The organism is Bordetella tumulicola (assembly GCF_965138755.1).
Taxonomy (GTDB): Bacteria; Pseudomonadota; Gammaproteobacteria; order Burkholderiales; family Burkholderiaceae_B; genus Bordetella_A; species Bordetella_A tumulicola.
Map to the genome: position 1 here is coordinate 1 of NZ_CBCSFP010000022.1, position 12,795 is coordinate 12,795.

12 protein-coding genes and 1 pseudogene are annotated in these 12,795 nt (G+C 59.2%); 7 read left to right on the top strand and 6 right to left on the bottom strand.

Annotated features, from left to right (window positions below; all coding sequences use genetic code 11):
* Positions 1-152: 152 nt before the first annotated feature.
* The 6 genes and pseudogenes from ACNAZS_RS26595 to ACNAZS_RS26620 form a co-directional block, all read right to left on the bottom strand.
* Positions 153-854 (bottom strand): ABC transporter ATP-binding protein, encoded by a 702-nt coding sequence (locus ACNAZS_RS26595; protein ID WP_415793614.1) that lies wholly within the window; start codon positions 852-854, stop codon positions 153-155.
* Positions 854-1,285: ABC transporter ATP-binding protein C-terminal domain-containing protein (locus ACNAZS_RS26600; RefSeq protein ID WP_415793615.1), on the bottom strand; the 432-nt coding region annotated here is incomplete at its 5' end. The genes ACNAZS_RS26600 and ACNAZS_RS26595, both read right to left, overlap by 1 nt.
* Before the next feature lies 1 nt (position 1,286).
* A pseudogene (locus tag ACNAZS_RS26605) lies at positions 1,287-1,621 on the bottom strand (ATP-binding cassette domain-containing protein); the annotation flags it as partial.
* Positions 1,618-2,853, bottom strand: coding sequence for a high-affinity branched-chain amino acid ABC transporter permease LivM (locus tag ACNAZS_RS26610; RefSeq protein ID WP_415793616.1), 1,236 nt, complete (start codon positions 2,851-2,853; stop codon positions 1,618-1,620). The pseudogene ACNAZS_RS26605 and the gene ACNAZS_RS26610, both read right to left, overlap by 4 nt.
* Entirely contained in the window at positions 2,853-3,779 is a 927-nt protein-coding gene (livH, locus tag ACNAZS_RS26615) for a high-affinity branched-chain amino acid ABC transporter permease LivH (protein ID WP_415793617.1), read from the bottom strand. The genes ACNAZS_RS26610 and livH overlap by 1 nt, the downstream gene beginning before the upstream one ends.
* A gap of 106 nt (positions 3,780-3,885) precedes the next feature.
* Complete coding sequence (locus ACNAZS_RS26620; RefSeq protein ID WP_415793619.1) at positions 3,886-5,001, bottom strand: branched-chain amino acid ABC transporter substrate-binding protein; 1,116 nt, start codon at positions 4,999-5,001, stop codon at positions 3,886-3,888.
* A gap of 323 nt (positions 5,002-5,324) precedes the next feature.
* Here ACNAZS_RS26620 and proC point away from each other — a divergent pair, with 323 nt between their 5' ends.
* The 7 genes from proC (at position 5,325) to ACNAZS_RS26655 (ending at position 12,665) form a co-directional block, all read left to right on the top strand.
* On the top strand, positions 5,325-6,158 hold the full coding sequence (proC, locus tag ACNAZS_RS26625; protein WP_415793627.1) for a pyrroline-5-carboxylate reductase: 834 nt from the start codon (positions 5,325-5,327) through the stop codon (positions 6,156-6,158).
* Between the two features lie 104 nt (positions 6,159-6,262).
* On the top strand, positions 6,263-6,814 hold the full coding sequence (locus ACNAZS_RS26630) for a queuosine precursor transporter (protein ID WP_415793628.1): 552 nt from the start codon (positions 6,263-6,265) through the stop codon (positions 6,812-6,814).
* Between the two features lie 350 nt (positions 6,815-7,164).
* Positions 7,165-8,478 (top strand): sn-glycerol-3-phosphate ABC transporter substrate-binding protein UgpB, encoded by a 1,314-nt coding sequence (gene ugpB, locus ACNAZS_RS26635; protein WP_415793620.1) that lies wholly within the window; start codon positions 7,165-7,167, stop codon positions 8,476-8,478.
* A gap of 83 nt (positions 8,479-8,561) precedes the next feature.
* Entirely contained in the window at positions 8,562-9,443 is an 882-nt protein-coding gene (gene ugpA, locus ACNAZS_RS26640; RefSeq protein ID WP_415793621.1) for a sn-glycerol-3-phosphate ABC transporter permease UgpA, read from the top strand.
* 14 nt (positions 9,444-9,457) lie between these two features.
* Positions 9,458-10,285, top strand: a complete 828-nt coding sequence (ugpE, locus tag ACNAZS_RS26645; RefSeq protein WP_415793622.1) for a sn-glycerol-3-phosphate ABC transporter permease UgpE — start codon at positions 9,458-9,460, stop codon at positions 10,283-10,285.
* A 42-nt stretch (positions 10,286-10,327) separates the two neighbouring features.
* Positions 10,328-11,407, top strand: coding sequence for a sn-glycerol-3-phosphate import ATP-binding protein UgpC (locus ACNAZS_RS26650; RefSeq protein WP_415793623.1), 1,080 nt, complete (start codon positions 10,328-10,330; stop codon positions 11,405-11,407).
* A 217-nt stretch (positions 11,408-11,624) separates the two neighbouring features.
* Positions 11,625-12,665 carry an FUSC family protein gene (locus tag ACNAZS_RS26655; RefSeq protein WP_415793625.1) on the top strand — a complete coding sequence of 347 codons (1,041 nt, stop codon included), beginning with the start codon at positions 11,625-11,627 and terminating at the stop codon, positions 12,663-12,665.
* Positions 12,666-12,795 lie beyond the last annotated feature (130 nt).

Genomic DNA, 12,795 nt, shown 5'->3' on the forward strand with positions numbered 1-12,795 from the left:
GTTGGGCCGAGCCGTTTTGATTAGGCCCGCCGCCTCGGCTTGCCTCGATGCCACGACGCGTTTAGAACCCAGCCCGTCGCAAAACGCAGTCCCGCGACAACAGCAAACGCCGCAACGAAAGAACCCACAACGCCACGCAAAAACCCACCTACCTAAGCCCCCAGATAAGCCTTACGCACGTCATCGTTAACCAGCAAGTTGGCCCCCGTATCCTGAAGCACCACGCGACCGTTCTCCAGCACATAACCGCGATCCGCCACCTGCAGCGCCTTATTCGCGTTCTGCTCCACCAGAAACACCGTCACTCCCTGCTCGCGGATCGTGCGGATAATGTCGAAAATCTGCGCAATGATCAGCGGCGCCAAACCCAGCGTCGGCTCATCCAGCAACAACAGCTTCGGCTGCGTCATCAACGCCCGGCCAATCGCCAGCATCTGTTGCTCTCCGCCCGACATCGTCCCCGCACGTTGCGACGCCCGTTCCTTCAATCGAGGGAACAGCGTATACACATGATCCAGGCCCGCCTCGATCTCCTGGCGGCTCAAAAAAAAGCCGCCCATCATCAGATTTTCCGCAACCGTCAAATCCTTGAACACACGACGACCCTCAGGCGAAATCGCAATCCCACTACGCATAATGTGATGCGTATCCTTGTGAGTAATATCCTCGCCCTCGAATGTAATCGTGCCCTCCTTGGCCCGCGGATTCCCGCAAGCCGTCATCAGCAGCGTCGTCTTGCCCGCGCCATTCGCGCCAATCAGCGTCACGATCTCGCCCTGATTCACCTCCACAGACACACCATTGAGCGCCTGAATCGCACCGTAAAAAGTATGAATATTCTCCAGCTTCAGCATCACTCTTCCCCCAGGTACGCTTTAATCACGCGCTCATCACTACGTACCTGCTCCGGCGTACCCGTCGTGATCGGCTTGCCGTGTTCCATCACCAGGATCCGGTCGGAAATGCCCATAATCAAACTCATATCGTGCTCGATCAACAAGACCGCCACGCCAAACTCCCGACGCAACTGATCAATCAACTGCTGCAGATCGCGCTTCTCATGGGGATTCAGGCCCGCCGCCGGCTCATCCAGCATCAACAAACGCGGCTTCGTAATCATGCAGCGCGCGATCTCCAGACGACGCTGGTGACCATACGCCAGATTGCCCGCCTCCCGGTTCGCATACTGGCGCAGGCCCATAAAATCCAGCCATTGCGCCGCGCGATCCAGCGCCTCGGCCTCAGATCGTCGATACGACCCCAGCTTTAACAGGCCCGGCAACAANCGCGACTCCACCTGCGTATGCTGAGCCACCAGCAAATTTTCCAGCACCGTCAACTGCTTGAACAAACGCACATTCTGAAAAGTGCGCACCAAACCGTGGCGCGCCACCTTGTGGCTCGGCAAACCGTTGATCGACTTGCCATCCATCATGATGTCGCCGCCCGTCGGCTTATAAAAGCCGCCCACGCAGTTAAACACCGTCGTCTTGCCCGCACCATTCGGTCCAATAATCGCAAACACCTCATCGCGATGGACATCGAAACCCACACTATCGACGGCCAGCAAACCGCCGAACCGCATCGTGAGGCCCGAAACTTTCAACAAGGCTTCACTCATTTGGTCAACTCCACATGGGGACGTTTCATCGGCAACAACCCTTGCGGACGCCACATCATCATCAACACCATCACCAAGCCGAACAACAGCATCCGGTACTCGGCAAACTCGCGCGCCACCTCAGGCAACACCGTCAGCACAATCGCCGCCAGAATCACCCCGACCTGCGAACCCATACCGCCCAGCACCACAATCGCCAGAATCAGCGCCGACTCGATAAACGTAAACGACTCCGGGTTCACCATCCCCTGGCGCGCCGCAAAAAATGCGCCACCAAAGCCCGCGAACATCGCCCCCAGCGTAAATGCCGACAGCTTGATGCGCGTCGGATTCAGCCCCAGCGAACGGCACGCAATCTCATCCTCGCGCAACGCCTCCCACGCGCGACCCACCGGCATCCGAATCAGGCGCGTCGACACAAACAACGTCACCAACGCCAACGCCAGCGCCATCAAATACAGATAGTTGACCATGTGCTGGTTATCAAACGTCCAGCCCATCAACTGGTGAAACGTCTGCGTGCCCTCCTCGCTCGGACGGCGCGTCATTTCGAAACCGAACACCGTTGGCTTGGGAATACCCGAAATCCCGTCCGGACCACCCGTCAGGAAATTCAGGTTGATCAACAACAAGCGGATAATTTCACCAAAGCCCAGCGTCACAATCGCCAGATAATCCCCGCGCAAACGCAACACCGGGAAGCCCAGCACAAAGCCGAACAGCGCCGCCACCAGGCCGGAGAAAGGCAGCGCCTCCCAGAAACCCCAGCCCGCCCAGTGATAGAGCAACGCATAGGTATAGGCGCCCACCGCGTAAAAACCCACAAAGCCCAAATCCAGCAGGCCCGCAAAGCCCACCACGATGTTCAGCCCCAGGCCCAGCATCACATAGATCAGCACCAGCGTCGCGATATCCACCGAGCTGCGGCCGCTGAAAAACGGCCAGATCACCGCCACCGCGATCAGCAGCACGATCAGCCATTTACGTCCCTTGGTCGGCGCGGCCGGCAACACCGGAATACTGGTCTTCAAGCGCCGGAACGGAATCGCCAGCCACGGGCGAAGCAATTGAAAAACAAAAACCGCCGCGGCAGCCCAGGCCACCAGATCCCAGCGGGGGTCAATATGGGTTTGAGCGCCCTGGCGTACCAGTTTCAGCCCAAACACAGGCATCATGATTACGGCCGTCATCAAGGCCGCCATCACCGCATTTTTAAGGGTGTGCTTGGCCATCAGACTTTTTCCACTTCAGGTTTGCCGAGCAGTCCCGACGGGCGGAACAGCAGAATCAAGACCAGCAGCCCAAAGGCCACGATGTCCTTGTACTGAGACGAGATATAGGCCGCTGCCAGCGTCTCCGCCAAGCCCAGCAGCACACCGCCCAACATCGCGCCGGGGATGCTGCCAATGCCGCCCAGCACCGCCGCCGTAAACGCCTTGATCCCGGCCAGAAAACCGATAAACGGATTGAGCTTGCCGATCGTGATCGCGATCAACACACCGCCCACCGCCGCCAGCATCGCACCCAGAATGAAGGTAAACGAAATCACGCGGTTCGTATCAATACCCAGCAGATTGGCCATGTGCATGTCTTGCGAGCATGCCCGCGACGCACGACCCATGCGCGAGTGTTTGATAAACAGCGCCAGCGCCACCATCAACAACACCGTCACCACGATAATCATGATCCGGGAATACGGCAGCGTGACGTCAAAAGCCGAGCCCATATGAAACTGCACGGACCCGGATATCAGCGAGGGCACGGCCATATCGCGCGCGCCCTGCCCTAGGGCCACCCAGTTCTGCAGAAAAATCGACATACCAATAGCGGAAATCAGCGCCACCAGCCGTTGGCTGCCGCGTACCGGCCGGTAGGCCACGCGTTCGACACTGAAACCATAGACGCCGGTCACCGCAATCGCCACCAGCAACATGGCAGCCACCATGAACGGCAAAGGCAAACCGCTACCGGTGCCAATCGCGGTCAGGGTGACCAGGCCCACATACGCGCCGATCATATAGATCTCGCCGTGAGCAAAGTTGATCATACCGATGATGCCGTAGACCATTGTGTAGCCGATGGCGATCAACGCGTAGATCGCGCCCAGAGACAGACCGTTAAAGATCTGCTGGGTAAGTTGGGGGATAAAGTCTGACATGGATATTACCTATGCTCCAAATAGTTCCGGCCCCGGTTGAATGAACCCGGAGCCGGAAACCTGGGCGTACGATAAAGCCCCGGCGGATAGCCGGGGCATCGCGTGTTTACAGCTGGGTTTTCTTACCGTCTTTGTCCCACTTGTAGACGGCAAACTCAAAGTCCTTCAAGTCACCCTTTTCGTCGTATTCGACCTTGCCGATACCGGTGTTGAACGTGTTGCTGTGCATATAGTCAGCGACCTTTTCGGGATCCTCGCCCACGGCCTCGATGCTCTGGGCCAAGATCTGCACCGCCGCATAAGCCGGCATCTGGAATGCGCCGTCCGGATCGCGCTTGGCGTCCTTGAAGGCCTTCACAATGCCTTCATTGCCGGGCATCTTGGTAAAGTCAGCCGGCAACGTGACCAGCAAACCCTCGATGGCCGGACCGGCAATCGCCACCAGATCCTGGTTGGCCGTGCCCTCGGGGCCCATAAACTGAACGTCCAGGCCCTGTTCGCGCGACTGACGCAACAGCAAACCCAGTTCGGGGTGATAGCCACCGAAATACACCAGGTCCACGCCCGAGGACTTGAGCTTGGTGATCACGGCCGAATAGTCGCTGTCGCCCACGTTGATGCCTTCGAACAGGGCGACGTTCACGCCCTCTTTTTCAAGGCTGCTCTTGACCTGCGTGGCCACGCCCGAACCGTAAGTCTGCTTGTCGTGCAGCACGGCGACCTTCTTGGGCTTGAGCGTCTTGGCGATGTAGTTCGCCGCGTACGGGCCCTGCTGATCATCGCGACCAATCGTGCGAAAGAAGAAATGCGGCTTGGTCGTGTCCGTCACCAGTGGCGACGTAGCACCCGGGGTGATGGCCACGATGCCTTCTTGTTCGTAGACGTTCACGGCAGGCACGGTCACACCCGAGCACGCGTGGGCGACGGCGAACTTGGCGCCAGAGTTGACCACACGGTTGGCCGCCGGAACGGCCTGCTTGGGCTCGCAGCCATCATCAATCAGAATGGCTTCGAGTTTCTTGCCTTTGACGCCGCCTTTCGCGTTGATCGTCTCAATCGCGGTCAAGGCGCCGGCCTGGATCTGGGTGCCATATTGGGTATTTGGCCCAGTCATGGGCTGAGGCATGCCGATCTTGATGGTGTCGGCCGCATGGGCAGCTCCCACCAACAACAACGAGCCAATCGCCAGGGCGATGGGGTTCACACGGTGCAGAAGCTTCATTCGATATTCTCCGGCGATAGGGATGGACAGCTTTGTACGGCACAAGCCCCTGTGGGGGATACCCGGGGAACCTGGACGCACATTGCCGGCTTCTTGGGCAAAAGTACTGCGTGGGCGGTATTCTGAAAGCTGCCCCAGACCCTGTCACTTCGAGTATTCCCCAATATGATGCAAAGCATCCTATCCAGGGACACATCACAAAGGACAAAGTGGCGCGCAAGTATCTGCCCGGTTACTTACGCGAAGCTGTCAAACCCCGTCAAACAAGGGAAAACGCGCAGGCCCGTCCGGCTAATACCGGCGCCGACGGCTACAATCACGCTATGAATCCCGACCTCTCTATTGCTTTCATTGGCGGCGGCAATATGGCCACCGCCCTGGCCACCGGTCTCGCCGACAACATCTGCCCGGCGGGTAACCTGCACGTCGTTGATCCGAACGCTGCAGTCCAGGACGCCTGGCGCCAGCGCGGCGCTACCGCCGCCGCCGCGCCCGATGCCGCCCTAAGGGCCTGCAAGATCTGGCTTTACGCTGTCAAGCCCCAGCAAATGCGCGAGGTCGTCGCCGCTACTCGGTCTTGGCTGCAACCCGACACCCTGATCATCAGCGTCGCCGCCGGCATCCGCGCCGGCACCCTGGCCGACTGGCTGGGCGAGCCCGGCGCGCCCTGGCAAAACCTGGTGCGCTGCATGCCCAACACCCCTGCCCTCGTCGGCGCGGGCGTCTCGGGCCTGATCGCGCTGCCCGGCGTCGATGCGGCTGGTCGCGCGCTTGCAGAAAGCCTGCTTGCCTCCGTCGGCCAAGTCGTCTGGGTCGCCGACGATGCCGGCCTGGATGCCGTCACCGCCCTCTCGGGCAGTGGCCCCGCCTATGTCTTCCTATTTATCGAATCCCTCATCGCGGGCGGCGTCGCCGTCGGCCTGACTCCCGACCAGGCTCGCCAGTTGGCCCTGGGCACCCTGGCCGGCGCCACCAAGCTCGCCGAGCAAGCCGCCGAGCCCCCCTCGGTGCTGCGCGAACGCGTCACCTCCAAAGGCGGCACCACGTACGCCGCCTTGCAAGTCTTCGAGCAGGCCAACCTGCGCGACACCGTACAGCAGGCCATGCAAGCCGCCGCGCAACGCTCGCGCGAGCTCGCCGACGAATTCGGCCAGTAGACAAACCCGCAACCTCCGCCATGAACGCCAGCAATCCCCAGTCCCCTCCCACGCCCACTCACCCGATTGAGCCAGGCCACCAAAAATTCCGCGCCTTCCAGGCCATGACGCCCGGCCAATTCGCCATGGCCGTTTTTTGCATGGGCCTGATCGTGGTGGGATCCAACATCCTCGTCCAGGTTCCGCTCAACGACTGGCTGACCTGGGGCGGCCTGTCGTATCCCATCGCGTTCCTCGTCACCGATGTTCTTAATCGCCGCTTTGGGCCAGGCGCCGCGCGCCGCGTCGCCTGGGTGGGCTTCGCGCTCGCCCTGATTGTCTCCATCTGGGTTGCCTCGCCGCGTATCGCCATGGCCTCGGGTCTGGCCTATATCTGCGCCCAGTTGGCCGATATCCAGGTCTTTGATCGCCTGCGCGACCAGCGCTGGTGGGTCGCGCCCATGTTGTCCGGTACCGTGGGCGCACTGCTCGACACCGCCATATTCTTTAGCGTGGCCTTTGCGGCCACCGGCACGCCCTGGGTCACCTGGATGCTCGGCGACCTCGCTATCAAGCTGGCCGTCAATTTGACGATGCTGGCCCCATTTCGTGCATTGATGTGGAATCTGGCGCGCCCCGAGCCCCTCGATACGCCTTCTGTCAACCAACGCGCGTAATATGTCTTCGATCGGGGTTGACGACGCCCGGGTCGGCTAAATCCCGACTGACCATCACCTGACAGATCAGGCCGGATTGACCCGAACCGGCCATGATCGCAACATGGCCCGATACAGCGCCCGATATAAAACCTAAAACCCGAGACAAAATCCACCTGGGTGAAATGAAGTCCCCCCTTGTCGCTCAGCCGCAACAAGACCTGACATTGCCTCACGAAATGCGACGTGTATTTGACAGTGCCAGTTCGTGATGTAAAAGTCACGCTTCTGTCATGTCCTCTACATAAGGTGTCGTGTTTCTTGCGGCCACAATCCTCGGCCACATCTACACGCAAACCGGAGAATTATCCATGAGACCGCAACACCTAGCCCTCACTTTTGCCGCCGTCCTGACGGCCCTGGCCACCTCATCGGTCTATGCCGCCACCGACATCCAGTTCTGGCACTCCATGGAAGGCGCTCTGGGTGAGCGCGTCAACGAGCTCGTCAAAGAATTCAACGAAAAGAACCCCGACTACAACGTCAACGCGGTCTACAAGGGGACCTACGGCGAATCGATGAACGCCGGTATCGCCGCCTTTCGCGCCGGCAATGCGCCGGACGTGCTGCAGGTCTTCGAGGTCGGCACCGCCACCATGATGTACGCCAAGGGCGCGATCAAGCCGGTCCAGGAGATGTCCGAAGAAGCCGGCAAGCCGCTCGACCCCAAAGCCTTCATCGGCGCGGTCGCGGGCTACTACTCGTCCCAAGAGGGCAAGCTGATCTCCATGCCGTTCAACAGCTCGACCGTCGTCTTCTACTACAACAAAGACGCCTTCAAAAAAGCCGGCCTGGATCCCGAAAAAGCCCCCAAGACCTGGGAAGAGCTCGCCGACGTAGGCCAGAAACTCAAGGCCGCCGGCCAAGAGTGCGGCTACACCACGTCCTGGCCGTCCTGGGCACAGTTGGAAACCTTCTCCGCCTGGCATAACGTGCCCTATGCCACCAAAGACAACGGCTTTGGCGGTGTGGACGCGCGTCTGGCCATCGACACCCCACTGCACGTCAGACACCTGGATAACCTGGCCAAGCTCGCCAAGGAAGGCATCTTTACGTATGGTGGACGCGGCGATCAGCCCAACTCGCTGTTCATCAGCGGCAAATGCGCAATGATCACGGGATCAAGCGGCATGCGCGCCAACATCGCCAAGAACGCCAAGTTCGAATTCGGCACCTCGACCCTGCCCTACTACGCGGACGTCAAGGGCGCACCGCAAAACACCATCATCGGCGGCGCGTCGCTATGGGTGTTCGCCAAGAAATCGCCCGAGGTCTACAAGGGCGTGACCAAGTTCTTCCATTTCCTGGCCAGCCCGGAAATCGCCGCTCGCTGGCACCAGCAAACCGGCTACGTGCCCGTCACCGTGGCCGCCTACGAGCAGACCAAGAAATCCGGCTTTTACGACAAAAACCCCGGCACCGAAATCGGCGTGCAACAGCTGAACGTCGCCACCACCGCGCAATCGCGCGGCGTGCGCCTGGGCTTTTTGCCGCAAATCCGTGAAATCGAAGATCAAGAAATCGAACGCATCATGGCCGGCAAGACCAGTGCCCAAGACGGCATCAAGACCATGGTCACACGCGGCAACGAGTTGCTCGAAAAGTTCGAAAAAAGCGTGAAGTAATCTCGTTGAACGGCGGTCTTTTTCACCAAAGACCGCCGTTTTTATTGCCACGCCTCGTTATCAATTGATCAGGGTCTTGCCCCATGGAAAAACGCGTTGTCTTTCGGCACAAGACCCTACCCTATCTGCTGCTAGCGCCTCAAATCGCGATCACGCTGATATTTTTCTTTTGGCCCGCGGGCCAGGCCCTGTGGCAATCGACCCAACTCCAAGACGTCTTCGGCTTATCCACCGAGTTCGTTGGCCTGGACAACTTTATTGATCTGTTCAATCAAGACGCGTATCTCGACTCGTTCCGCGTCACCGCGATGTTTTCCGCGCTGGTGGCGTTTGTCGGGCTGGCCGTCTCGCTCGTGCTGGCCGTCATGGCCAACCGCGTCATCCGCGCCGCCGGTCTGTACAAGACGATGCTGATCTGGCCGTACGCCGTGGCGCCGGCCGTGGTCGGCGTGCTGTGGTTGTTTCTGTTTTCGCCGTCGGTTGGCATCCTGGCGGTCGCGCTCGGGCAACTCAGCATCCACTGGAATCCGCGCCTGGACGGCGATCAGGCCATGATCCTGGTACTGATTGCCGCCGTCTGGAAACAGATCTCATATAACTTCCTGTTTTTCCTGGCTGGCCTGCAGTCGATCCCGCGCTCGCTGATCGAGGCCGCCGCTATTGACGGCGCGTCGCCCGCCCGACGATTCTGGACAATTGTCTTTCCGCTGCTATCGCCCACGACGTTCTTCTTGCTGGTCGTCAACGTGATTTACGCGTTCTTTGACACCTTTGCCGTGATCGACACAACCACGCAAGGCGGCCCCGGCACGTCGACCTCCATCCTGGTCTACAAGGTCTATAGCGATGCATTTAACGGCCTGGACCTGGGTTCGTCGGCCGCGCAGTCGGTCATCCTGATGTTCATCGTCGTCGCGCTGACGGTCATGCAGTTCCGCTATATCGACCGCAAGGTCCAGTACTGAAAAGGTAGAGCATTATGGTTGAACGCCGTCCCTGGCTGGACATCCTGGCCCACCTCATCCTGCTGTGCGGTGTCGCGATCGTCGCCTTTCCGCTGTACGTGACGTTTGTGGCGTCGACGCAGACGGCCCAAGAGGTCGCGTCGGCGCCGATGTCACTGTTGCCCGGACCGCATCTCGTGGACAACTATACGCGCGCGCTGATGGGCGAAGGCGTAGGCAAAATGCTGATGGTCAGTTTGATCATGGCGCTGGCGATTGCGATCGGCAAGATCGCGATCTCGCTGCTCTCGGCGTTTGCGGTGGTGTACTTTCGCTTTCCCGGCCGCATGTTTTTCTTCTGGATGATTTTCGTCACGCTGATGCTGCCGGTCGAGGTGCGTATTGCCCCCACATACAAGGTCGTGGCGGACTTGGGTCTGCTCAATAGCTATGCGGGCCTGACCCTACCGCTGATCGCGTCGGCGACGGCAACGTTTTTGTTCCGACAGTTTTTTCTGACGATCCCGGACGAATTGGTGGAGGCGGCCCGGATTGATGGCGCGGGGCCGATGCGGTTTTTCCGCGATGTGCTGCTTCCGCTGTCGCGCACGAGTATCGCGGCGCTGTTTGTGATTCAGTTTATTTATGGCTGGAATCAGTATCTCTGGCCGCTGTTGATCACGACAAAAGAAGATATGTACCCGGTGGTGATCGGCATTAAACGCATGATCGCGGGTGGCGACAGTGTGACGGAGTGGAATATCACGATGGCGACGGCGCTGTTGGCGATGATTCCGCCGGTGCTGGTGGTCATCCTGATGCAAAAATGGTTCGTCAAAGGCTTGGTCGATACCGAAAAATAACCGTGCTGCCCTCTCTGGCAACCGCTTACGCAAAGAACATCCATGGCAACCCTGAGCTTTCGCAATATCAAGAAGACCTACGCCGGCAATGTGGCGGTGATCCACGGCGTCGATGTGGATGTCGAGGACGGCGAGTTTATTGTGATCGTCGGCCCGTCGGGCTGCGGCAAGTCAACGCTGATGCGCATGGTCGCAGGCCTGGAGACGGTGACGAGCGGCGAGATCCTGATCGATGGCCAGGTGGTGAATCACCTGGAGCCGGCGGAACGCGATATCGCGATGGTGTTCCAGAACTATGCGCTGTATCCACACATGAGTGTGTTCGACAACATGGCGTACGGGCTAAAGATCCGCAGGCTGTCGAAGGAGGATATCCGCCAGCGCGTGCAGGCCGCGGCCCGCATTCTGGAATTGGAGCATTTGCTGGATCGCCGCCCGCGCCAATTGTCGGGTGGCCAACGCCAACGCGTGGCGATGGGCCGCGCGATTGTGCGCGAGCCGAAGGTATTTTTGTTCGACGAGCCGTTGTCGAATCTGGATGCGAAGCTACGTGTGGCGATGCGCCTGGAGATCATGAAGCTGCACCGCCGTCTGGGCACGACGAGCCTGTATGTGACGCACGATCAGGTGGAGGCGATGACGCTGGCGCACCGAATGATTGTGATGAACCAGGGCATCCCAGAGCAAATCGGCACGCCGATGGAGGTTTTCGAAAAGCCGGCGTCGACGTTTGTGGCGAGCTTTATTGGTTCGCCGCCGATGAATCTATTGACGGTCAATATTTCGGCCGAGGGCACGATCCAGACGCAAGATGGCGTCTTATTACAAATCGCGGGCGATCAGGTGCCCGCCTCCGTTCGTGGTACGTCAGTGATTCTGGGCATCCGCCCGGAGCACATCACGCTGAATACGGCGGGGTTTCCTGTTGAAGTGGAGATGCTGGAAACACTGGGCTCGGAGCAACTCTTGCATGCGCGCTGCGGTCAGGCCCCGATGGTTGTCCGCTGTCCGACGAATCTCTTGGCGGGTACTCCGGTGAATCCTGGCGATAGGCTTCAGTTCGGCAGCGATGGCAAGCATGATCTGCATTGGTTCGACGTTGAAACGGGGCGTCGGATTTAGCGCGGTTCTTGCGTGGGTTGGCGGTTCTTTAGTGGCAGAGTTGGTTTTTTCGTTGCGGTGTTTGCCGTCTGTGATGATCCGCTTTTCCAAGTGGGGTGCGCCGACTGTGAGGTTTGTTGCCGATTTTTTTCTTCGTTTCAGGACACTGCTTGGCGAGCTTACTCATGATTTCTTGAGACCGTCGCGATCGTTGCCGCGGTTTTTGGACGAGATTGAGATGCTGGCTTCCGTGTGTCTGGCTATTGCCTTTGCGCATCTGCTTGGTGCGCATAATGCGGGCTGGGCGGCATTCAGTGGCTATCTGGTGATGCGATCACAGCTACGGGCGACATTGACCCGTGGGGCTTTGCGCGTCTTGGGTACGCTGGTCGGAGCGGGTGCCGCTTGTCTTTTGGCCGGCGTGGTCGAGAACTCTGATCTGTGGGTGAGTTTGTCGATAGCATTGGTCGGAACGGCTACGCTTTATTGTGCGATGACACGCGTCTATAGTTATGCGTGGCTGCTGGCGAGTCTGACGTTTGCCATGGTGGCGCTTGATGCGCTACAGCATCCTGCGGTGGATGTTTTTGTTTTTGCGACGACGCGCATTCTGGAGGTAACGGCGGGGACGTGTGCGAGCGTGATTGTCAGCATGTTGTCTACGCTGACCGTACGCTCTCGTTTGGCGGCAGCGGCAGCGACGCCTTCCGCTGTGCCCGCATCTCGTGTGTCTTCCGAACCGCCAAAGGTTGACCCTACTCTGCAACCACTGCCCTCGCAGAACGCGATATCTCATGCGGCGCAGGCGGGTTTAGCTTTGGCGTTGACGCCTTTTCTGGGGCGTTGGATGGATGTGCAGTCTTTCAGCCAGGCGGCGATTACGATCATTGTCGTGATGATGGTGCCGCTGAGTTCGCCCATGCCACTCGGCAAAACCGTACGCACGAAAAATATTCACCGTTTTCTGGGTTGCCTTGCGGGCGCTATGGTCGCCGGGATCATGGTGCTGGTGTTTGGACCCAGTTGGATCACGTTCACGTTGGGAATGTCGCTAGGCGTTTTGTTCGGCAGGCATATCGAAAACAGTGGGCGCAGTTTTGCGTATGTCGGCACGCAGTTCTCTCTGGTGTATCTGGTACTGATGGTGCCCGATTCGTACGCCCACATTAATGTGGAAAGAGGCATCGATCGATTGGACGGCATTGTGGTGGGGATGCTTTTGGTTGAACTGGCGCGCTTGCTCAGTTTTCCGTGGTTGCGTAAGTCGGCTCGGTCTTGAGCGTTTGTTGTGGCAGCGTTTGCTGTTGTCGCGGAGGGCGTTTTGCGACGGGCTGGGTTCTAAACGCGTCGTGGCATCGAGGCAAGCCGAGGCGGCGGGCCTAATCAAAANCGGGCAGTCCCCGTAGGGG

Bases quoted from the DNA above. Each gene is read 5' to 3' on its own strand.
- ugpB (WP_415793620.1), top strand. From the start codon at position 7,165: ATGAGACCGCAACACCTAGCCCTCACTTTTGCCGCCGTCCTGACGGCC.
- ACNAZS_RS26620 (WP_415793619.1), bottom strand. From the start codon at position 5,001: ATGAAGCTTCTGCACCGTGTGAACCCCATCGCCCTGGCGATTGGCTCG.
- ugpE (WP_415793622.1), top strand. From the start codon at position 9,458: ATGGTTGAACGCCGTCCCTGGCTGGACATCCTGGCCCACCTCATCCTG.
- ugpA (WP_415793621.1), top strand. From the start codon at position 8,562: ATGGAAAAACGCGTTGTCTTTCGGCACAAGACCCTACCCTATCTGCTG.
- ACNAZS_RS26610 (WP_415793616.1), bottom strand. From the start codon at position 2,853: ATGGCCAAGCACACCCTTAAAAATGCGGTGATGGCGGCCTTGATGACG.
- livH (WP_415793617.1), bottom strand. From the start codon at position 3,779: ATGTCAGACTTTATCCCCCAACTTACCCAGCAGATCTTTAACGGTCTG.
- proC (WP_415793627.1), top strand. From the start codon at position 5,325: ATGAATCCCGACCTCTCTATTGCTTTCATTGGCGGCGGCAATATGGCC.
- ACNAZS_RS26650 (WP_415793623.1), top strand. From the start codon at position 10,328: ATGGCAACCCTGAGCTTTCGCAATATCAAGAAGACCTACGCCGGCAAT.
- ACNAZS_RS26655 (WP_415793625.1), top strand. From the start codon at position 11,625: ATGCTGGCTTCCGTGTGTCTGGCTATTGCCTTTGCGCATCTGCTTGGT.
- ACNAZS_RS26595 (WP_415793614.1), bottom strand. From the start codon at position 854: ATGCTGAAGCTGGAGAATATTCATACTTTTTACGGTGCGATTCAGGCG.
- ACNAZS_RS26630 (WP_415793628.1), top strand. From the start codon at position 6,263: ATGACGCCCGGCCAATTCGCCATGGCCGTTTTTTGCATGGGCCTGATC.